Origin of the sequence: Flavobacterium collinsii (genome assembly GCF_902804485.1) — a bacterium.
GTDB classification, from domain to species: domain Bacteria; phylum Bacteroidota; class Bacteroidia; order Flavobacteriales; family Flavobacteriaceae; genus Flavobacterium; species Flavobacterium collinsii.
The window spans coordinates 48,304-70,701 of the sequence record NZ_CADCST010000098.1; the positions used below are offsets into that span (position 1 = coordinate 48,304).

A 22,398-nucleotide genomic window follows, 5' to 3' on the forward strand; every position below is an offset into this window, starting at 1 on the left:
GGTTAAACAAATAAACGATTAAACGATAAAAAAATGCCTTTATACACAGCTCAACCTCTAAAAATATACAATTCACTTTCGGGTGAAAAAGAAAGTTTCAACCCTATACATGAAGGAAACGTTGGAATGTATGTTTGCGGACCTACGGTTTATAGCAATGTACACTTAGGAAATGTTAGAACTTTCATGTCTTTTGACGTGATATTCAGGTATTTTTTACACCTTGATTACAAAGTACGTTATGTGCGAAACATTACTGATGTGGGGCATATTGTAGACGATGTAGATGAAGGTGAAGATAAGATTGCCAAGAAAGCACGATTGGAGCAATTAGAACCTATGGAAATTGTTCAGCGCTATACCGTTGATTTTCATAATATATTGAGATCTTTCAATTTCTTACCGCCAAGTATTGAGCCAACCGCTACCGGGCACATTATTGAACAAATCGAAATCATTAAAAAAATTATCGATACCGGAATTGGTTATGAAGCAAACGGATCGGTGTATTTTGACGTTGTGAAATACAACGAAACCAATAATTACGGAATCTTAAGCGGTAGAAATATCGAAGATATGCTTGCAAACACCCGTGATCTTGACGGGCAATCTGACAAAAGAAACCCACAGGACTTTGCACTTTGGAAAAAAGCAGAACCGGAGCACATTATGAGATGGCCTTCACCATGGAGTGATGGTTTTCCGGGCTGGCACTTAGAATGTACCGCCATGAGCACCAAATATCTTGGAAATCATTTCGACATTCACGGAGGTGGAATGGACTTGAAGTTCCCACATCACGAATGTGAAATCGCACAAAACGAAGCGTGCACAGGTCAGTCTCCGGTAAACTACTGGATGCATGCCAATATGCTGACTTTAAACGGAAAGAAAATGGCAAAATCGACCGGAAACAACATTTTACCGGGAGAAATTTTAAGCGGAGACAACAACATTCTTAGCAAAGCTTTTTCAGCATCTGTAACCCGTTTTTTCATGTTACAGGCACATTACCGAAGCATTCTGGATTTTTCTGACGATGCTATTGTAGCTGCCGAAAAAGGATATAAAAGATTAATGGAAGCTGTAGATGCTTTACCTGCAATTTTAGCAGGTACAACAAGCACTATAGACATTGCAGCATGGAAACAATTGTGCTACGATGCTATGAATGATGATTTCAATACGCCAATTCTGATTGCGCAATTGTTTGAAGCAGTTCGTTACATCAATCTACTAAAAGAAGGTAAAGAAACCATCTCAGCAGAAGATTTAAACACCTTCACAACTGCAATTAATGCTTTTGTTTTTGATGTTTTAGGTTTGGCTAACGACAAAGCTGCTGACGGAAATACCGACAAACTGGAAGGAACTGTAAACATGCTTATTGCCATGAGAAATCAGGCCAGAGCTGATAAAAACTTTGCCCTTTCAGATCAGATTCGCGATCAATTGATTGGCCTGGGAATTCAGTTGAAAGACGGAAAAGAAGGAACCAGCTTTTCTATATAAATCATTCATTTTCTAATAAATCATGAAAGTAATCACTCCATTTGTTTTATTAGTCCGCTTTTACCAATCTGCAATATCGCCTTTTACTCCGGCGAGTTGCAGATTTGAACCAACCTGTTCCACCTATATGATTCAGGCCCTGCAAACGCACGGTTTGTTTTATGGAGGATACCTGGGTATGAAAAGAATCTTAAGCTGCCACCCTTGGGGAAGAACCGGTTACGACCCCGTTCCTGAGAAGAAATGTTCACATAAACATTAACTTTTTATAAAGAGCAACACTACTTTAAATATCTATTTTTACAAAATACAAAAAAACAACAGCACATGACACAGCCCTTAAATATCGTTTGGAATCCTTCAGAAGGAATCGATCTAGGATTTTTTATGATTCGTTATTACAGTTTAATGTTCGTAATTGCTTTCGGACTAGGATGGTTTTTAATGAAAAAGATCTTCGAACGCGAAAACGAATCTATCGACAAATTAGATTCTTTATTTGTCTGGACTGTTTTAGCTACGTTAATAGGTGCCCGTTTAGGACATGTTTTATTTTACGATTGGGAATATTTCAGAAATCATTTACTTGAGATATTCTTACCTGTTAGATTCGAGCCTAAATTTGAATTTACCGGCTTTCAGGGATTAGCAAGCCATGGTGCAGCTATTGCCATCATCGTTGCTATGTATTATTACAGCAAAATGATCCTGAAACGCCCTTTATTATGGATCCTGGATCGTGTGGTGATTCCGGTTGCCAGCGGTGCTATTTTTGTTCGTTTAGGAAACTTTTTTAATTCTGAAATTATCGGACATGAAACTACTTCTGCTTTCGGAATTCGTTTTTTACACGACCAGTTCAGTAAAAATGAAGCTGTAAATGCAACACAAATAGCAGATCCAAAAGCAGCTTATACTGCTATTGCAACTGATCCTAAATTTGCCGACTTACTGGCGCAGGTTCCGGCAAAACACCCAACACAATTGTACGAAGCGATTTCTTATGTATTTGTTTTTGCTGTTTTGTTTTTTCTATATTGGAAAACCAATGCCAGATTGAAATCAGGATTATTATTCGGACTGTTTCTGGTTCTTTTATTTGCTGTACGTTTTATTGTCGAATTTGTAAAGGAAAGCCAGGGTGGATTTGAGAACGAATTAGGCCTTTTCTCCACTGGACAATGGCTAAGTATCCCGTTTATCATTATTGGACTTTTCTTCATCTTTAGAGCGCAAAGAAATCCTTTAGCAGAGTCTTAATCCATTCGATAAAAAACTATAAAAAAGCGTCCGATAATTCAATTTATCGGACATTTTTTTTGAATCAGGAACAAACGTTGAGAGAGAATAGGACTGAAAGTCCTAAAAGCAAAAGCATAGTGAAAATCACTATAAGTTAGATTAAGATGTAAAATTACCCCGAAAGGGCAAAAGCAATTTTCGCAACTAAATCTCAACAAAAAAACATTCACATTCTTAGAGAATCTCATACAAAATATGCTGGATGCTTTCTTTGCCATCAGGCTTTTGCCCTTTCAGGGCGTAACTCATAATTGCCATCATCATTCATAGTGCTACGCACTACAACTATTTCCATAGCTCTTTCAGAGCAAATTCCAATTTCATAGATTCGTTTTTATTTACAGGAAATACGAAATACCTAATTCAATATTTCTGGTATTATATCCCGCATTTTCACTATTTAACCCTCCATTTGAAACGTGCCGAATGTTACCGCGAGCATCCAGCTGTAGGCAATCCATTTTAACCGAAAAGCCCATCGCAAAAACATCTGCAAAAGCAAAACCTTTAGACATTCTTTCTGTTTCTGCATCTGTAATCATTGGCCCAATACTTCCTAAAACATAAACAGAGAAAACTTTTCCAATTGGTTTCCTAACCAAAAAACCAAGATTCAATACATACTCATGCACATCCTTCAACTTCGTATATTCTTCCCTCTTTTCAAGATAATCAGGTCTGTCCGGCTTTACAAAGTAAAAGTTCATCAATTGATGTCTTCCAAAATTAACTTCCGGCTGGACTAAAATTTCATACTGAAAATACTTTGTTTTCTTAACTTGGTAGTACAACTCTATCTTATAAAATTGATTAGTAAAAGTATAGTTTCTGTTATTAAATTCACTGCCAAATCCGTAATTGACACCAATAGCCAATTTATCATTTCTATGTTGTCCTAAAACATTGAACACACTAAAAAAAATCATTAAAACCAATAGTAGTTTTCTACTCATAAATACTTTTTTACCGACCTAAATATAAGACAAAAAAAAAGATCCAGTTTTCACTGGATCTTTTTTTTTATAACTAAAGCACTTGATTATGCATGATTGTGCTTGTCTTCGATTGTGTGTTTATCATCACTTGAAATTGTATCAACCAATACTGGTGTAGCAATAAATAATGATGAATAAGTTCCTACCACAATACCAATCAACATTGCAAAGATAAACCCTCTGATAGATTCTCCACCAAAGATAAACATCGTTAACAATACAATGATCATCATTAATGACGTATTCAACGTTCTTGATAATGTAGTGTTAATAGAAGCGTTTACGATATCTTCAAAACTTCCTTTACGGTTTCCGATGATGAACTCTCTAATTCTATCAAATACAATTACAGTATCATTCATAGAGTAACCAATTACAGTAAGGATAGCCGCAATAAAGTGCTGATCCATTTCCATGTGGAAAGGCATGAATTTGTAGCATAAAGAGTAGATTCCTAATACAAAAATAACGTCGTGTGCTACCGCTGCAATTGCACCTAATGAATATTGCCATTTACGGAAAGAGATCATTAAGTATAAGAAAATAACTGCCATTGCACCTAATACAGCCCAGTAAGAGTTTGTTTTAATATCTTCAGAAATAGAAGCTCCAACTTTAGATTGCTGTACAACTCCAATTTTCTTACCATCAAATGAGTTGATGAATTTTTCATAAGAAGTATTAGGGAAATATTTCGCTAACGACTTGTATAAAATTTGATTCACTTCTTCATCAATAGCTACACCATCTTCTTTAATTTTATATTTAGTTGTGATTTTCAACTGATCATCATCACCTAAAATTTTAGCTTCAACAGGTGTACCAAAAGAAGCAGATAATTCATCTGATACTACAGTAGCATCAATTGGTTTTTCAAATTTCACCTGGAATGTTCTTCCTCCAACAAAATCAACACCTTCATCTAATCCGTTTACGAAGAAGATAGAAACTAAACTAACTACAACTACAATTGAAGAGAAGATGTAAGTGAATTTCTTAATCTTAATAAAGTCAAAGTGGAAGTTTGTAAACCAGTTTTTAGTAATGTTTGTAGAGAATGTTAAATCTCCTTTTCCAGCAATGTTTCTATCAATAAAAATTCTAGCAATAAAGATTGAAGTAAACAATGAAGTTACGATACCAATCAATAATGTTAAAGCAAAACCTTTAATTGGTCCTGTACCAAAAATGAATAAGATTGCACCAGTTAAAACGTGAGTAACGTTTGCGTCGATAATAGAACGCATTGCTCCATGCCATCCGTAAGAAGCTACAACTGCTTCTGACAATGATTTTCCTTCACGTAATTCTTCTTTAGCTCTTTCAAATATAATGATGTTCGCATCTACCGCCGTACCTAATGTTAATACGATACCTGCAATACCTGGCAATGTTAATACAAAACCAAAACTTGCCATAATTCCAAACAAGAAAAGTAAGTTCAATAATAAGGCAAGGTTAGCATACCAACCTGCTTTACCATAATAGAACACCATCCATAAACAAACTAATAAAAATCCTAATACAGAAGAAATTGTACCTGCATCAATTGCAGCCTGACCTAAAGATGGTCCTACAACTGTTGACTGAATAATATCTGCAGAAGCTGGTAATTTACCTGCGTTTAATACGTTAGCTAAATCTTTAGTTTCAGCTACATCAAAAGAACCTGTAATTTCAGATCTTCCTCCTGCAATCGGTCCACTTGTAACACCTGGCGCAGAGTAAACAATATTATCTAAAACAATAGCAATATATCCTTTTTGAGAGAATGCTCTTCCTGTTAATTCTTCCCAAACTTTAGCTCCCTGGCTGTTCATTTGCATAGAAACAGCTGGTTTTCCTAATTGGTCAAATGTATCTTTTGCATCTGTAACAACACCACCGCTCATTGCAGGAACATTGTCTCTGTTTCCTTTTAAAGCATATAATTCAACTGCTTCAATATCTTTTCCTTTTGCATCTTTGATCGTAGTTGGTTTACTCCAAACAAATTTTGCATTGTGTTGATCAGCACCCAATAAAATTCTGATGTCAGCTCTTTTAAAATAATTGTTTACAGTAGCTGTATCTTTAGGAGCAAAGTATCCTAAAACTGGTCCACCACCCTGACCTAACATTTTGTCAAATAATGGGTTGTTTCCTTTTTTAGTATCTACTGAATCTTTAGCGTTATCAGTCAATAAAGCATTTAATGAATCTTTAACGACAGCTTTAGTCTCTGTTTTTTTGATTTCAGTCTTTTTCAGAGCTTCGTTAGTCGCTACTAAAAAGTTACCGATTTCTTCAATTTTAAAAGTTTCCCAAAACTCTAACTGAGCTTTTCCTCCTAATAATTTTTTGATTCTATCTACATCCTTAGCCCCCGGAAGCTCTACCAAGATTCTTCCAGTTTCTCCTAATTTTTGGATGTTTGGTTGCGTTACACCAAATTTGTCGATACGCTCTCTAAGTACTTTGTAAGCACTTTCGATAGACTCATCTACTTTTTTCTTAATTACTTTTTGAACTTGTGCGTCAGACATTTGAAAATCTACACCACCTTCTCCTTGTAAACTTCTATTTGCAAAAATGTCAGGTGAAGCTAATTTCACAGTTCCTTTTGAGTTAGCCTCAAAAGCTTCGAAGAACTTATTTAAATAGGTTTTGTTTCCTTCTAAATTTGCAGTTGCATCAGCTAATGATTTATTAAATACCGGATTTTTAGAATTGTTTGCTAATCCTTTCAAAACGTCTTTAACAGAAATTTGAAGAATCACGTTGATTCCTCCTTCTAAGTCAAGACCTTTGTTAAGTTGTTTGTTTTTTACTTCGTTATAAGTAAAATCAGTAAAACCAAGGTTTAACACTTTTTCTTTTCCAATAGAATCTAAGTATTTTAATTCTTTATCAGGATTATCTCCTGCAAAAGCTTTAGCTTCACTTTTGACACTATTGGCCACAAAAGTGAACGAGAGTTGGTAAATACTTACCAATGCAAATAGAATTGCGAAAAATTTAATAAGTCCTTTATTCTGCATTATTACTAAAAATTAATTATTTTTTATTGTTTGTTTTTGTTTTAAAGTCCCATAGAATAAGCCCTGATATGATTTTTAAGAACTAAAAAATCAAGATCACGAATTACAACATTTTTTTTAACCCGAGCAAATATATAATTAACGAAAAGATTAACCAATTTATTTATTAATTAATCTCAAAAAAAAGACTGCAAAAGTGCAGCCTTTTCCTCTTTTTACGAAATTCGTTATACTAAAATCGATTTTAAAGCGTCATTCATGCTTCTCACCGCATCTGCACTTTTCGCAAATAAGGCTTTTTCATGATCATTTAACTGAATGTCTAATATTTCTTCCACTCCGTTTTTACCAATTATACAAGGTACACCTATACAGATATCATTTTGCCCATACTCTCCTTCAACAAAAACAGAGCAGGCGATCATTTTTTTCTGATCATTCAAAATACTATCTACCAGATAAGCTACAGAAGCCCCAGGTGCATACCATGCTGACGTTCCCAAAAGACCTGTAAGTGTGGCTCCTCCAACCATTGTATCGGCAGCTACTTTTTGCAATACTTCTTCTGAAAGAAATTCAGTTACGGGAATTCCGTTATAAGATGCCAGACGGGTTAATGGAATCATAGTCGTATCACCATGTCCTCCAATAACCATTGCCGAGATATCGTTTGCCGGTTTATCTAAAGCTAATGAAAGATAAGTTCTAAAACGAGAACTATCTAACGCTCCACCCATACCAATAATTCTGTTTTTTGGTACTCCTGTCGATTTCAATGCCAAATACGTCATCGTATCCATTGGGTTAGAAACCACAACTATTATAGTGTCCGGAGAATACTTCAGTACGTTTTCGGCAACTGTTTTTACAATTCCTGCATTTATACCTATTAATTCTTCACGGGTCATTCCTGGTTTTCTTGGAATTCCAGATGTAATAACTACTACATCACTTCCGGCAGTTTTAGAATAATCATTGGTCACCCCAGATACTTTGGTATTAAAACCTGTATTTGTGGCACATTGCATAATATCCAACGCTTTCCCTTCGGCAAAACCTTCTTTAATATCCAACAACACTACTTCGCTCGCAATTCCTCTATAAGAAATAACATCTGCACATGTAGCTCCAACATTTCCTGCTCCTACAATGGTAACTTTCATATTTTATACTTTATCGGTTATTAATTAATTTGTTTGTGTATTTGATAAATCGACAATTCGTTTAATCATTTAAGTAAATTTAAACAATTAAACGAATTGATGATTATAATTTATTACGCATCGATATTAGCGTAAACTGCATTTTTCTCGATAAATTCTCTACGTGGCGGCACTTCATCCCCCATCAACATAGAGAAAACTCTGTCGGCTTCAGCCAGACTATCAATTGTTACCTGACGTAAAGTTCTGAAGTTCGGATCCATTGTTGTTTCCCACAATTGTTCCGCGTTCATCTCTCCAAGACCTTTATAACGCTGAATCGCAGCACTTCCTCCCATTCTCTCATTGGCCTGATCGCGTTGAACATCATTCCATGCATATTCTTTTTTGTTTCCTTTTTTAACTAAGTATAAAGGCGGTGCAGCGATATAAACGTGACCTTCTTCGATCAACTCTTTCATGAAACGGAAGAAGAATGTTAATATTAAGGTAGAAATGTGACTACCATCGACATCCGCATCACACATGATGATTACTTTATGATATCTTAGTTTTTCAAGATTTAAGGCTTTACTATCTTCTGCTGTACCAACGGTAACTCCTAAAGCGGTAAAGATGTTACGAATCTCCTCATTTTCGAATACTTTATGATGCATCGCTTTTTCAACGTTTAGAATCTTACCACGTAATGGCAAAATCGCCTGAAAGTTACGATCACGACCTTGTTTCGCAGTTCCACCTGCCGAATCTCCCTCGACTAAGTAAACCTCACATCTTGCAGGATCCTGCTCAGAACAATCTGATAATTTTCCCGGTAATCCACCGCCACCCATAACAGTTTTACGCTGTACCATTTCACGGGCTTTTTTAGCAGCGTGACGTGCCTGAGCAGCTAAAATTACTTTCTGGATAATGATTCGGGCATCATTTGGATTTTCTTCCAAATAGTTTTCCAACATTTCACCAACAGCCTGAGAAACCGGAGAAACTACTTCTCTGTTTCCTAATTTTGTTTTGGTCTGACCTTCGAATTGAGGCTCTGCAACTTTTACCGAAATAATAGCCGTTAATCCTTCACGGAAGTCATCTCCTGCAATTTCGAATTTCAATTTATCCAACATTCCGGATGCATCTGCATATTTTTTCAGGGTTCTTGTTAAACCACTTCTAAAACCTTGTAAATGCGTTCCTCCTTCGTGTGTATTAATATTATTTACGTAAGAGAAAATGTTCTCTGTATAACTTGTATTGTAAATCAAAGCAACCTCAACCGGAATTTCACCTTTTTCGTGATCCATGCTGATTACATGAGAAATAATTGGCTCACGGTTACCATCTAAATAACGAATGTATTCTTTAAGACCTTCATCTGAATGGAATACTTCACTTTTAAACTCTCCTTTTTCATCTACTTCTCTTTTGTCCGTAAAGGTAATTGTGATTCCTTTGTTTAAGAAAGAAAGCTCACGCATACGAGCGGATAAAGTATCATAAGAGAACTCTGTAGTTTGAGTAAAGATGGTGTTATCAGGGTAAAATGTCTGACGTGTACCCCTTTTATCTGTTTCTCCGATTTGTTTTACCGGATATAATGATTTTCCTCTTTCGTACTCCTGTTCGTAGATTTTTCCTTCTCTAAAAACGGTAGACTTCATATGAACGGAAAGGGCATTTACAACCGAAACCCCAACCCCGTGCAAACCTCCGGAAACTTTGTAAGAATCTTTATCAAATTTACCACCGGCACCAATTTTAGTCATTACTACCTCAAGTGCCGAAACACCTTCTTTTTTATGTAAATCAACTGGAATACCACGACCGTTATCTTCAACTGTTACTGATCCGTCTTCGTTTATTGCAACACCAATGGTATCACAATGTCCTCCCATCGCCTCATCAATAGAGTTATCAACAACCTCATAAACCAAATGATGTAGCCCTCGAACCCCCACATCTCCAATATACATCGATGGACGCATTCTTACGTGCTCCATTCCTTCTAATGCCTGAATACTATCTGCTGAATAATTGTTCTTCTTGATTTCTTCGCTCATATAATTTATTCTAAAAAATGTATTTATTGTCTAACACGCAAATATATAAAAACGCAAATTATATATCCGTTAAATTACCATTTAAAGAGGGTAAGTTATTAACACAATTGTCTTAAAAACCGAAAAATAGACCTAAAGGCAGGCTTAAATTCCAATTTTCTTAAATTACAAATTACAAAAATAAGAATGTGGTAAAAAAATGATTTTATAAAACCTAAATTACAAAAACTCTATTTTTAAAACCGTATAAAAAAAACCGAAATAACACTATAAAATGCATTTCGGTTTCTATGAATTTAAAACTCCATAAATTGGAATTTAGAATTTGGAATTTTTACATTAGATTTTCTAAGCTTTATTGTTTTTTATTAAAATCTCCTGCATAAATGGAAGTCATTTTATCTAAGCTCAAATACTTTTTCACCACAGAATTTACCTCTTCCACTTTTAATGCTTTTACTTTACTTTCAAGAGCGTCATAATCTTCCAAAGGAATTCCGTATTGCAAATAAGTATTAGTCAAAGTCATTAAAGTTCCGTCATCGCCTAATCTGGTTTTTCTTTCATTTAACCAGCTTACCAGGTTTGATTTTAATTCTTCGGCTGTAAAACCATCTTTTAACGCTTTAGCAATCTCCTCTTTTGCAGCAACCTCAACTGCACTTTTTTTCGTTGGGTTTAAAAACGCATAATAAGCCCAATACGCAACATCATTTGTAATCGGTACATTTACAAAAGATCCCGCTCCATAACTGATTCCTTCTTTTTCTCTCAATCGCATTGGTATTCTGGCACTCAAAAATCCTCCACTTCCTAAAATTTCATTTGCCATCACAAATGCAGGGTATTCAGCATCTTTCTGATTCATTTTAAAACTAATTTTTCCTACCGCAACGGCATTTTCCTTATCCGGGGTAATGTAATCTTTATCTGCTTTCTGAGTTTCGAAATAAGTAGGCAATGCTCTTTCATATTTCGATTTGGAATTCCATTTTCCAAAAGTGCTCTCTAAAATCTGAGCTGTCGATTTAGCCTCTAAATCTCCTACCACAGTTCCAACTCCGTTGTTTCCTCCTAAAATATTTTTATAGAAATCAACAATTTCTGTTTGCTTTATCTTTTTATAAGCATCAATTTGCTCCTGAACAGTTGCCGTATAAAAAATACTTTCTTTAGGATATTTTGACGTTTGTCTTGAAAGCTCTATAAATGCTACAGAACGAGGATCATTTAAACTCGATTCTAAGTACGTGTTGTATTCGCTAATCGTTTTGGTTAGCTCATTTTGCGGAAAAGTAGCATTAACCAGCAAATCTCCTAAAATGTCCATCACTTCTTTAAAACTTTCTTTATAAGTATTAACATCTACTGATAATGTTTGTCCCGAAAAATCAAAATACAAACTTGATTTTAATTGATCCAAACGATCACTGATTTGTTCTTTTGTTCTGGTACTTGTACCCGTTTTTAACAATTGAGCCAAAATAGCCCCCACATCTGATTTTCCTGACAAATCTTTTTCATTACTTACCGGAAATTTAAAACTTGCCTGAACTTTTCCTCCTTTAATTTCTTTTTTAATCAAGCCATATTTTGCGCCATTACCAAGTTTTCCTTCTGCAAAATTTTGCTTTAAATTCTTGATCGAAGCTTCAAATGGAGCCGCTTCTTTTTCAAGTGCTTTTCCTTTATAATCCTTAGTAAAGGCCAACAATTGTTCGTCTGTATATTCTGCCGGCCTAACTCTTTGCTCGTCTTTTGAAGGAATAAATACTCCAACAGTTCTGTTATTGCTTCTAAAATATTTCTCGGCAACTCTTTGTATATCTTCTTTCGTTAGATTTTCGATTGCATCCCTGTACAAAAACCCTAGTCTATAATCTCCTGCCCCAATAATTTCTGTAAGATTAATAGCAAAGGAAACGGTGTTATTTTTTACACTCTCAATTTGTTTGATGATTTTAGCCTTAGCCCTGCTTACATCTTCGTCTGTATATTTGGTCGATCCTATTTTATCCAGTTCGGCTCTCACTAATTCTTTTGTTGCTACAACATCTTTATCATTAGGAACTGCTACTCCAAAGTACACAAAACTGGCATCTCTGGTAGTTGGCTGCCAATAATAAATACTGGATACTTTTTGAGTTTCAACTAACGTTTTATATAGGTAACCTGATGGATCAGCCGTTAAAATTTCACCCAAAGCATCAATAGCAGCGTAATCTTTATCTGCGTAAGCCGCAGTATGGTATAAAGCTCCAATATTTTTACTGTCACCCGCTCTTTTCAACTCAACATATTTTTCACCGTCCTGGGCCGGTTCTATAGTATAAGTTTTATCCAAAACTCTTTTAGGTTTCGGAATACCTCCAAAATACTGCCCTACGTATTGCAAAGCCTTTTTCTCATCAAATTTTCCGGCAATTATTAAAGTTGAATTGTCCGGTTGATAATACTTTTCGTAGAAAACTCGTAATGTTTTTGCCTTTACACGCTCGATATCTTCCTTACTTCCAATGGTGCTTTTTCCGTAATTATGCCACAAATAAGCCGCAGAAAGTACCCTTTCCTGCAAAACACCGTCAGGGTTGTTTTCTCCTATCTCAAACTCGTTTCTAACAACAGAAAACTCTTTGTCTAAATCTGTTTGTAAAATGGTCGCATTGATCATTCGGTCTGCTTCCATTTCAATACTCCACTTTAGATTTTCATCATTGGATGGAAAAACTTCATAATAATTGGTACGATCTAACCAGGTAGTCCCGTTGGCAGATCCTCCTTTTTCAGAGAGCATTTTTTTAATGTCTCCCAAATTCTTGGTGCTTTTAAAAAGCATGTGCTCTAATAAGTGAGCCATCCCTTTCTCGCCGTAACCTTCGTTTCTGGACCCCACATTGTAAACGATATTCACCACCATATTACTTTGTGAAGCATCCGGAATTAAAAGAACTTTCAATCCGTTATTCAAGGAATATTCTTTTACTCCTTCAACATTTTTGATATATTTTGGCACATCGGTTTTTTGTGCATAAACAGCACTTAACGACGCAAATGAGCAGCATAAAATACTACTAAACAATAAATTTCTCATAGGTAATTTTAAATAAGGTTAGTTTTTAATGGTAACCAAATATAATATTTTTCCTAAACAGGATGCGTCGTAATTAACTTAGTTTTTAGAAATTTAGATCTTAAAAAAAATCCGGAAGTACATTTGACATGTCTTTCCGGATTTTATGTTTTATTTCCAAGTTTCAAATTTTAGACCGTAACTCCCGCTTTGGAAGTTTCAACACCTGCTTTTACGTGTGCTGCGTTAGCTCTTCCACTTGGATCCTGATTTTCCTGCCATCTTGGAATCCATTTTCTAACGGTATGCGCGGCACTTACCTGTGGATAGAATTTATGAAAAATCGATCTGTAAAGATAAGCCTCTTTGGTTGTTGGCGAATTATATGGGAATTCAGCACTTGCTCCCGCCAACTGTTCGTCAGAAACCTGTCCGGCACAATAGTCGATCAGTTCATCGACCCAGTTATATCCTACTCCATCCGAAAACTGCTCTTTCTGTCTCCATAAAACTTCCTGCGGTAAATACGGGTTCTCTGGTGTATCAAATGCTTTTCTTAGAATGTATTTTTCAATTCCATCGTATGTTTTTGGCTGTTTCTCTTCGGTTTTAATTCGAATTGCAGCCTCTAAAAACTCTTTGTCCAGGAACGGAATTCTCGCTTCTAATCCGTGCGCCATTGGTATTTTGTCGGCACGTAACAAATCAGCGGTAAACATTTTTTGTACTCTTTCGATTGTTTCATCCTGAAATTCCTGTGCGGATGGTGCATTTCTAAAATACAAATGACCTCCAAAAACTTCATCCGCTCCTTCACCCGAAAGAATTACTTTAATTCCCTTATCCGCAATTGCCTTTGACAGCAAATACATTGGTACTCCGGATCTTACCGAAATAATATCGTAAGTCTCAATATGGTAAATTACTTTTTCCAAAATTTCAACTCCTTCTTCTACTGTAAAATGTATTTCATGGTGTTCCGTACCTAAAAACTCCGCTGCTGCTCTCGCCGCTTTGTTATCTGGTGCGTCAGCATCCAATCCGATCGAAAATGAATGCAATTTTTCGCTGTTTTCTTTCAATAAACGGGCAGCGATTGCCGATGTTAATGAAGAGTCTAATCCACCGGAAAGTAATACCCCAACAGGAACCTCGCTCATTAAACGTTTACGGGTTGCTTCAACTAAAGTCTCCCGAATTAAATCTAAATCTAATTTTTGACTGGCATTAGAATGGTCTTCATATTCCGGATTGTAATATTTTACAAAACCGGTTTTACCTGTATAATAATGTCCAGGAGGAAAAGTTGAAAAGGATTTACACTGATCTGAAATTGACTTCATTTCTGATGAAAAATAGATTCTTCCTCTCTCATCCAGTCCATAATACAAAGGTTTTACACCAACCGCATCTCTAGCTGCAATATAATTATCCCCGTCAATAATCACAAAAGCAAAGTCGCCATCCAGCATATTACAAAATTTGTGTCCAAATTCTTCGTACAAATGAACTATGACTTCTGAATCAGATTTTGTTCTAAAGCTATGCTCTTTTAAAACCGTGTCTTTTAGTTCCTGATAGTTATAGATTTCTCCATCATGCACCATCCAGGCTTTGTTAGTTCCCTTAATAGGCTGCTTTCCAGATTTTAAATCAATAATTGACAAACTTTCATGGCACATAATACTGCCATTTTCCATAATATGTAAATCACTTTCATCAGGACCACGATGTGACATTCTTGCAGAAAGCTCTTTTACGAGTTGCGGGTCTTTTCCTTTACCTATAACAGCTAATAATCCAGACATACTGTTCTATATTTTTTTATTATTCTCTCTATATTGCCGATATTAAATCGGTTAATTAAATATCTTATGTTTTTCTAATGTTCGGCTAAGCTAAATATTATTTCTGAATTTTATGTACTTATTAAGCTACAATATTTAGTTCTTTTAATTTTATTTCAGTGAATACCAAATATAAAAAAGAAAGTCAAACTATTTCCAAAAAAAACTTTTAACTAATTGAAACAATACCTTTTAACAATATAAGACAAGAAAAACGTCCTCAGTGCTGAGAACGTCTTTCGGAAATATATATACTAATTCTAAAAATACTTGTTTATGCTTTAGCGTAAGCATCATCGTGTACACTTGCCACAGCTCTTCCTGATGGATCATTCATGTTCTTGAAAGCTTCATCCCATTCTAAAGCTATTTTTGTACTGCAAGCCACACTGGCTTCCTGTGGCACACATAATGCAGCCGCATCACTTGGAAAATGTTCCGCAAAAATCGAACGATAATAATACTCTTCCTTAGAAGTTGGCGTTTGTAACGGGAATTTATACTTTGCATTTGCCAATTGTTCATCCGAAACTTCTTTGGCTACCACTTCTTTCAAAGTATCAATCCAGCTGTATCCAACACCATCCGAAAATTGCTCTTTTTGTCTCCAGGCAACACTTTCAGGCAACATGTCTTCAAATGCTTTACGAACCACCCATTTTTCCATTGAATGTTCTTTGTTTATCATTTTATCCTGCGGGTTGATTCTCATTGCTACATCCATAAATTCTTTATCCAGGAACGGAACACGTCCTTCAATTCCCCAAGCTGCTAAACTTTTATTGGCACGTAAACAATCGTACATGTGCAGTTTCCCTAATTTACGAACGTTTTCGTCGTGAAATTCTCTCGCATTTGGTGCTTTATGAAAGTACAAATACCCTCCAAACAACTCATCTGCTCCCTCACCTGACAATACCATTTTAATCCCCATTGATTTGATGACTCTCGCCATCAACCACATTGGAGTCGATGCTCTAACGGTCGTTACATCATAGGTTTCTAAGTTGTAAATAACATCACGAACGGCATCTAATCCTTCCTGGATAGTAAATTTAATTTCGTGGTGAATGGTTCCAATATGTTTTGCTACCACCTGTGCAGCCGCTAAATCAGGAGAACCTTCCAATCCTACTGAAAAAGAGTGCAACTGCGGATACCAGGCATCTGTAGTATCATCTGACTCAATACGTTTTTGTGCAAACTTTTTGGCTACTGCCGACGTGATCGAAGAATCTAAACCTCCGGAAAGTAAAACGCCATAAGGGACATCACTCATTAATTGTCTATGAACTGCTGCTTCAAGTGCTTTTTTAATTTCAGGAATACTTGTTTCATTATCTTTTACTGCCTCATAATCTGTCCAATCTCTTTTGTACCACTGCACAAATTCACCGTCTTTACTTGTCATATAATGTCCAGGAGGAAACAATTGGATTTTTGTACAATATCCTTCTAAAGCTTTTAATTCAGAAGCAACATAAAAAGTCCCATGCTGGTCCCAACCAATATATAATGGAATAATTCCCATGTGGTCACGAGCAATGAAGTACTCGTCTTTGTCAACATCATAGATTGCAAATCCAAAAATTCCGTTCATTTCATCTACAAAATGAGGTCCTTTTTCTTTGTAAAGTGCTAAGATTACTTCGCAATCACTTTCTGTCTGAAAGTTGTACTTTCCCTGAAACTGTTTACGCAATTCTCTGTGGTTGTAAATTTCGCCGTTTGCAGCCAAAACCAATTTTTTATCTTCGGTAAATAAAGGTTGTTTTCCTGAAGCCGGATCTACAATTGCCAGACGCTCGTGCGATAAAATTGCTTTATCATTGCTATAAATTCCGCTCCAATCCGGTCCACGGTGACGGATAATTTTAGACATCTCTAATACTTGAGGTCTTAAAGTTTCGGCTTTTTGCTTTAAATCAAAGGCACATACAATTCCACACATAACGCTATATTTTTATTTTTAAACTTCATTTTGACAAAGCAAAGATGCAATATTAGTTATAATTGAAAAACACATATCGCTATTTTAATTACAATTTAAAACCAAAAAACAGTTTTTACATATAAAACATAAAATTTAAGTATTTAAAAAAGCCTCAAACTTAAAAATTTCAATTTCAGGTTTAATAGAAGTAAAAAACGCAAATCCAAAGAACGATCTATAAGTTAAACTTCACGATATCTCAGAATCATTGACAGATTTTATATGGGTCGTTCCTACGGAACTTATGACTCGTGTTTATACCTTTTCGACGGATTGAAATCCGTCGTTACAAAATAAAGCATTCCTTCGAAACTTTTGCATAAAAACCCTAAATTCTACCTAATATCCCAACAGAGAATTTTAATCTGCTGAAAAAACAATCCCGTAAACAAAGTTCAAAAAGAGTGATACACTAGAACCATTCGCTAAACAAATATTCTAGTAACGGATTCTAATCCGTAAAAAAAATAACCTAAACAAAGTTTAGAAAGAGTGACGCATAAGAGTCTTTGGCTAGACATATATTCTAACAACCGATTTTTATTCCAAAAAAAACAACCTAAACAAAGTTTCAAAAGAGCAATTTACAAGAGCCTTCGGCTCGATATTTTTATAGCAACGGATTTTAATCTGTTGAAAAAAACAATCATCAAAGCAAAGTTCCAGAGGAACGACACATTTAGATTTAAAAAAGTTTAAAAAAGAAATATTAAGGTAAGGCTCTGAAAAAATAAACTATTCCTCCTAGTATCAACATCACTACGTAAAGCCAATTTTTGAAAGACTGAAAATTAATTTGAAATTTATACTGATCATTTTTTTCAGTAACATCCTTTAACCAAAGTTTGTGTAGTTTATACAAAGCAAAAGCAGCCCCAAACAAAGAGAAGCTGCATATTAAATACAGATAATCCATTTAATTAATTTCCTGAATTAAATATTTGGTCCCGTTAATTTCAAAAGTAAATCCCACTTTATTCCCCATTAAATGGCCCCCTAAAGGAGATTGCGGAGAAAGCGCAATAACATTTACACCGTCAACATTGATTTTAGGAAGTGCTACACTTACATATAAATAAATTCCGTTGGCTTTCACCAAACTTCCCGAAATGATATTTTCAGTAGTTTTTAAGGCATCAATTTTATCTAAAATCGCTTTTTGGGCAATAGCTTCTTTCAGTTTATTGGTGAGTTTTTCCTGTTCGATATGCATCATAGACAAAGCAGTTTCATGTTTGTCTCCAGCAGAACCTTTGGCATCGTTTTTAGAATCTTCGGTCAAAGCCGAAATCATGTCTCTAAAAACATCTATTCGATCCTGAACCATTTGCAGGTAATGCGAGTGTATTTTTTGTTTAAAAGTCATTTTTTTAGGTACTGAGGTGCAAAGATACAGAGGTGCAGAGATTTTAAATAAAAAAGTCTTCTTTTTATATTTTAACCTATTATTTCATCGGGAATCCATCCTTCTTCATTAGTCAGAATTTTTCTCACCCATGTCCAACCGTTTAAGCTTTTAATTTTTAGAATTTCATCATCCTTATCGACATTCAGTTCTTTAGCAGTGTAATATTCTAAAACTTTTGCCTTTTTTTTATCCGTAGAAATTTCAAGTATCTGAACCGGTACCCAGCCTTTGTTACTCTCATTTTTGGCCCAAATCCATCCTTTCCACTTTTCTTCTGTCTCCTCTTCTCCCAATTTTACAGTCTCGCCTATATTGAGAGTAATAGGATTTTCATATTGTATCTTATATGCTTCAAGAATTTTAAATACTTTCATCGTTTATTGTCTTTTTATGAAATGAGCTACCAATTCTTTCGTTGTCAAAATCCTCTTTTGACACTAAGCCATAAAGATCCTAAAAACAGTTGAAAGAAAAGACTCCTAATTATTACTCAAAAAAAGCAGCCGGATAAATGACTTTTCCACTTACTCCTGATAATCCATTTTCGGTTAAAGCAATCACCATACAATTCTCTGCAGGAACCTCAAAAGGCATCTCGATATTGTATCTTTCACAAAGTTCATAACCAAATCTCGGATAATAGTCCTGATGTCCTAATAATATAACCGATTTGTAACCCAACTCTTTCGCTACTTTATGACTGTGTAATATAAGTTTTGAACCAATTCCTTTTCCCTGAAATTCAGGTAGCACAGAAACCGGCGCCAATGCCAAAGATTCAAAAGTTTCCGTATCGTTTTTGATTTCTAACTTTGTCAATAAAATGTGCCCTACAATTTCATTCTCTACTTCGGCAACAATAGATAGTTCAGGAATAAAAGCGTCTGATTTTCTTAATCTTTCAACCAAAAATTGTTCTTTATGGTCACTATATTCTTCCTTTTCAAAAGCCTTCTCAATTAAATTAAAAACACTTTTATGGTCCTTTTCATTTTCTTGTCTGAGTTTAATTTTCATCTTAATTATTTTAATTATCTGTCTATTTAACCGCAAAGCACGCAAAAGTTTTTTATCATGAATCGCACTTAGCAAACGCAAAGTTCGCAAAGCTTTATGTTGAAATAGCTTTGCGAACTTTGTATTTTATCTGCGTAACGCAAAATAAAAAACTTTTGCGTGCTTTGCGGTTAAAAAAAACTTAAAAATCGAACTTATAGTTAGCTCCAACAACTACCTGAAATCCTTGTACCGGATAATTCAGCCATTTTTCATAGGCCTGATTTCCTATATTATTAAGCTTTAAGAAGCAAGTCAAACGTTCGTTGTATTTATAACCTAAATGTGCATTGGCATCAAAATAACTTTTTAGTGTTGTAATCACCGGATCTATTCCTAAATTTAAATTCGATTGCATGTCTTTACGCTCTCCCACAAAGAAAACATTCAGTCCAGCATACCATTGCTTCGTAATATTTACGTCCAGATTTGAACTCAGTTTCATAGAAGGTAAATTCCATGCTTCTATACCGTCGAATTTATAGCTGTTAAAAGTACCGTTGATTCCAAAAGAGACATTTTTAGAAAAATCAGCTTTTAATTCTCCATAGAAACGGAAGGTTCTCACATCATCATAAATTACTCCAAATGAGTTTCCAAAAGCATAATTTTGGTTGGAAAAATCCTCTGTATAATCGTTGCCTTTGTACAATGCTTTATCTTTTTCATTTAGATAAGAACCTGTAAGATTATAACTCACATTGTTGGCCAATTTCCCTTTTAAACCTGCAAAAACGGTATATTGATTATTGGTAGGTTTCATATTAAGTGTTGGGGATAAAAACGGATTCCCGGTAACAAAATCAGCATAAGAATTTTGATTCAAACCTCCGTTTACTCCTGTGTAGAAAATCATCAAATCCCCAACCAGTTTATAGGAAGCATTCACTTTTGGATAAATATAGAACTTGTTTCCGCTGTTTTCAGAATCCAAACCATAAAACAATCCGGCTCCTAGCTCCAATGTCCAGTCATTTTCTAAAATCACAAAACTTGGTTCAATTCCAAAATTCGTAAGGCTGTACTTTAAAGGGTTTGTATTATCGTGAGCATAATTATGTTCGAAAGATCCGCTAACATGATCTACAATAATATTGGTATTTATGGATTGATCCATTATTTCTACTTTGAAAGAAGGTTTCACATAGAACCGATTTTCTGACGATGAAAAACTATCTGAGAAATGCGTAAACTTGGTCGAGATCTTACTAAAAATTCCCTCTGTAAAAGCTACATTACCACCTAAAGAAATAGTGTTATAAGAATGATTTGGATTGATCCCTCTTATTAAATCATCTCGGGTTTGTCCGACCAAAGTAGCACCAAAATCAGCTGGTAAACCATACCAGTTGTACAATTGATTCTGATAGCCCAAATCAACATTCCAGGACATATCACGATTGTTTACACCATACCCTACATTTAGCGCCGTATCGTAAAACTCATCATTTAAATCTACACCTTTAATTCCGCCCTGAGAAGAGTGATGACGAAACATTCCTGCTACATAATCGTTGTTCCCCAACTCCTGATTGACAAATAATTCAGCATTTAAAGTACCATAATTACCTACTCCTAAAGTGGCATAATTGTTAAATAGTTTTTCTTTTTTAGATTTCTCAACACCTTCGGCCTTTCCTTTTGATGGAGTAAATGTAGAAGCCACGGGAACAGATAAAATACTATATTTTATAGTTTCTTTTGGCTGATTTCCGGTATCGTCAAGCGAAGGTGTTTCTTTTACTTTAAAAGCATCTGAAATTGTTGGCGAATACGGTTTTACTACGTTTACTGTTTCTGTTCCGATTGTTTCATTTTTCTTTTGCGAAAATGAAAACTGCACAACAAACATTACTAGTAAAATGATGATTTTATTCTGGCAATTAATTTTCATATATCTTTTTTTTGAGAGGAAAGAAAATAGAATAAAGAGTATAGACTTCCTTTCTTTTCTAAATTTTCTTCTAACTCTATAATTCTATATTCTATTCTCTGTACTCTATTCTCTTTATTCTAACTTCTTAAACTAAACTTCCCATTCTCCTTTTGCAACAAACTGTGCCTTTCCACCTATTTTGATCTCAAACTGATTTTCAGTTAATTTTCCATTAAAATAGATTTGAGACGGACGATTGATATAATCCCCCTGATAATTAATCATTTCAATTTGCGGCAAATGATACTTTAAAAGAAAAGCTTGCAAACATGTACTTGCACTCCCTGTTGCTGCGTCTTCAACCAATTGATTGTGTTCTACACAAAGCATTCTGCTAAACAATTTGGAGTCTTCTAAATAATAAAAATAAAGACCTCTGTAACTTGTTTTGCAGTTCCTTTTCATCCATTGATCTGCTTTATCTTTATCTAAAACCAAATTTTCCAGTGCTTTCTTATTACTTAGCCCAACCATTACAAACGCACTTCCGGTTGTCACTTCCTGAATTGGAAATTGATTTTCGAAATCTTCCTTTTTCAGATTGCTGAATGATGTAAAATCTTCTTTCGAAAAAATATCCCAAAATTTCGGCTGTGCTGCTTTTAACCAAATTAAATCTTCAGACTGATGAATCGGAATTGGTCCAATAGGAACTTCTAATGTGATATTCTCTGGGGAATTATCAAATATTTTGTTGATTAAAACCCACGAAGTTCCAATTATAGGATGTCCTGCAAACTGCATTTCATGAGCAGGAGTAAAGATTCTAATTTCTGCTTTGTTTTTTTCTCTGTCGAGCTTTGTTATAAATGTGCTTTCTGCAAAATTAATCTCGCGTGCCATCTGCTGCATTTCTCCAGTACTAAGATTCTCCGCTTCCGTAAAAACGGCCAACTGATTTCCTGTATATTTTTTATCGGCAAAAACATCAACTATATAAAATGGTAAACTCATTGTTCTCTTTTTTTTTGAGAAAATAGAGGAAAGACTTCTCAGTAATCTTGCTTCTTTTTCTATTTTCTATTCTCTATAATCTTTTATT

At 35.0% G+C, this 22,398-nt stretch carries 15 protein-coding genes; 3 read left to right on the top strand and 12 right to left on the bottom strand.

Annotated elements, in window-relative coordinates:
- Positions 1-33 precede the first annotated feature (33 nt).
- From cysS to lgt, 3 genes are all read left to right on the top strand, one after another.
- Positions 34-1,512 (top strand): cysteine--tRNA ligase, encoded by a 1,479-nt coding sequence (gene cysS / locus FLA105534_RS15140; protein ID WP_173966962.1) that lies wholly within the window; start codon positions 34-36, stop codon positions 1,510-1,512.
- A gap of 22 nt (positions 1,513-1,534) precedes the next feature.
- Entirely contained in the window at positions 1,535-1,774 is a 240-nt protein-coding gene (yidD, locus tag FLA105534_RS15145) for a membrane protein insertion efficiency factor YidD (RefSeq protein WP_070906973.1), read from the top strand.
- Between the two features lie 65 nt (positions 1,775-1,839).
- Complete coding sequence (gene lgt, locus FLA105534_RS15150) at positions 1,840-2,772, top strand: prolipoprotein diacylglyceryl transferase (protein ID WP_173966963.1); 933 nt, start codon at positions 1,840-1,842, stop codon at positions 2,770-2,772.
- Positions 2,773-3,152: 380 nt separating this feature from the next.
- Here the strand turns inward: lgt and FLA105534_RS15155 are convergent, their stop codons facing one another.
- From FLA105534_RS15155 to FLA105534_RS15210, 12 genes are all read right to left on the bottom strand, one after another.
- On the bottom strand, positions 3,153-3,767 hold the full coding sequence (locus FLA105534_RS15155) for an acyloxyacyl hydrolase (RefSeq protein WP_173966964.1): 615 nt from the start codon (positions 3,765-3,767) through the stop codon (positions 3,153-3,155).
- Between the two features lie 86 nt (positions 3,768-3,853).
- Entirely contained in the window at positions 3,854-6,829 is a 2,976-nt protein-coding gene (secDF, locus tag FLA105534_RS15160) for a protein translocase subunit SecDF (protein ID WP_173966965.1), read from the bottom strand.
- Between the two features lie 227 nt (positions 6,830-7,056).
- On the bottom strand, positions 7,057-7,992 hold the full coding sequence (mdh, locus tag FLA105534_RS15165) for a malate dehydrogenase (protein WP_017495355.1): 936 nt from the start codon (positions 7,990-7,992) through the stop codon (positions 7,057-7,059).
- A gap of 113 nt (positions 7,993-8,105) precedes the next feature.
- Positions 8,106-10,046, bottom strand: coding sequence for a DNA topoisomerase (ATP-hydrolyzing) subunit B (gene gyrB / locus FLA105534_RS15170; RefSeq protein ID WP_173966966.1), 1,941 nt, complete (start codon positions 10,044-10,046; stop codon positions 8,106-8,108).
- Between the two features lie 355 nt (positions 10,047-10,401).
- The gene (locus FLA105534_RS15175) at positions 10,402-13,137 is read right to left on the bottom strand and encodes a M16 family metallopeptidase (protein WP_173966967.1); all 2,736 of its coding nucleotides are present in this window, start codon (positions 13,135-13,137) and stop codon (positions 10,402-10,404) included.
- A gap of 170 nt (positions 13,138-13,307) precedes the next feature.
- The gene (gene asnB, locus FLA105534_RS15180; protein WP_173966968.1) at positions 13,308-14,924 is read right to left on the bottom strand and encodes an asparagine synthase B; all 1,617 of its coding nucleotides are present in this window, start codon (positions 14,922-14,924) and stop codon (positions 13,308-13,310) included.
- Between the two features lie 313 nt (positions 14,925-15,237).
- Positions 15,238-16,914 carry an asparagine synthase B gene (gene asnB / locus FLA105534_RS15185; RefSeq protein WP_173966969.1) on the bottom strand — a complete coding sequence of 559 codons (1,677 nt, stop codon included), beginning with the start codon at positions 16,912-16,914 and terminating at the stop codon, positions 15,238-15,240.
- A gap of 958 nt (positions 16,915-17,872) precedes the next feature.
- Complete coding sequence (locus FLA105534_RS15190; RefSeq protein ID WP_173966970.1) at positions 17,873-18,322, bottom strand: hypothetical protein; 450 nt, start codon at positions 18,320-18,322, stop codon at positions 17,873-17,875.
- 71 nt (positions 18,323-18,393) lie between these two features.
- Complete coding sequence (locus FLA105534_RS15195) at positions 18,394-18,738, bottom strand: SH3 domain-containing protein (RefSeq protein WP_173966971.1); 345 nt, start codon at positions 18,736-18,738, stop codon at positions 18,394-18,396.
- Positions 18,739-18,850: 112 nt separating this feature from the next.
- On the bottom strand, positions 18,851-19,381 hold the full coding sequence (locus FLA105534_RS15200; RefSeq protein WP_173966972.1) for a GNAT family N-acetyltransferase: 531 nt from the start codon (positions 19,379-19,381) through the stop codon (positions 18,851-18,853).
- 181 nt (positions 19,382-19,562) lie between these two features.
- A complete protein-coding gene (locus FLA105534_RS15205; protein ID WP_173966973.1) occupies positions 19,563-21,314 on the bottom strand; it encodes a TonB-dependent receptor in 1,752 nt (583 codons plus the stop codon).
- Positions 21,315-21,446: 132 nt separating this feature from the next.
- Positions 21,447-22,310: a PhzF family phenazine biosynthesis protein gene (locus tag FLA105534_RS15210; RefSeq protein WP_173966974.1), complete on the bottom strand. Its 864-nt coding sequence runs from the start codon at positions 22,308-22,310 to the stop codon at positions 21,447-21,449.
- Between the last annotated feature and the right edge of the window lie 88 nt (positions 22,311-22,398).

Bases quoted from the DNA above. Each gene is read 5' to 3' on its own strand.
- cysS (WP_173966962.1), top strand. From the start codon at position 34: ATGCCTTTATACACAGCTCAACCTCTAAAAATATACAATTCACTTTCG.
- yidD (WP_070906973.1), top strand. From the start codon at position 1,535: ATGAAAGTAATCACTCCATTTGTTTTATTAGTCCGCTTTTACCAATCT.
- lgt (WP_173966963.1), top strand. From the start codon at position 1,840: ATGACACAGCCCTTAAATATCGTTTGGAATCCTTCAGAAGGAATCGAT.
- FLA105534_RS15155 (WP_173966964.1), bottom strand. From the start codon at position 3,767: ATGAGTAGAAAACTACTATTGGTTTTAATGATTTTTTTTAGTGTGTTC.
- secDF (WP_173966965.1), bottom strand. From the start codon at position 6,829: ATGCAGAATAAAGGACTTATTAAATTTTTCGCAATTCTATTTGCATTG.
- mdh (WP_017495355.1), bottom strand. From the start codon at position 7,992: ATGAAAGTTACCATTGTAGGAGCAGGAAATGTTGGAGCTACATGTGCA.
- gyrB (WP_173966966.1), bottom strand. From the start codon at position 10,046: ATGAGCGAAGAAATCAAGAAGAACAATTATTCAGCAGATAGTATTCAG.
- FLA105534_RS15175 (WP_173966967.1), bottom strand. From the start codon at position 13,137: ATGAGAAATTTATTGTTTAGTAGTATTTTATGCTGCTCATTTGCGTCG.
- asnB (WP_173966968.1), bottom strand. From the start codon at position 14,924: ATGTCTGGATTATTAGCTGTTATAGGTAAAGGAAAAGACCCGCAACTC.
- asnB (WP_173966969.1), bottom strand. From the start codon at position 16,914: ATGTGTGGAATTGTATGTGCCTTTGATTTAAAGCAAAAAGCCGAAACT.
- FLA105534_RS15190 (WP_173966970.1), bottom strand. From the start codon at position 18,322: ATGACTTTTAAACAAAAAATACACTCGCATTACCTGCAAATGGTTCAG.
- FLA105534_RS15195 (WP_173966971.1), bottom strand. From the start codon at position 18,738: ATGAAAGTATTTAAAATTCTTGAAGCATATAAGATACAATATGAAAAT.
- FLA105534_RS15200 (WP_173966972.1), bottom strand. From the start codon at position 19,381: ATGAAAATTAAACTCAGACAAGAAAATGAAAAGGACCATAAAAGTGTT.
- FLA105534_RS15205 (WP_173966973.1), bottom strand. From the start codon at position 21,314: ATGAAAATTAATTGCCAGAATAAAATCATCATTTTACTAGTAATGTTT.
- FLA105534_RS15210 (WP_173966974.1), bottom strand. From the start codon at position 22,310: ATGAGTTTACCATTTTATATAGTTGATGTTTTTGCCGATAAAAAATAT.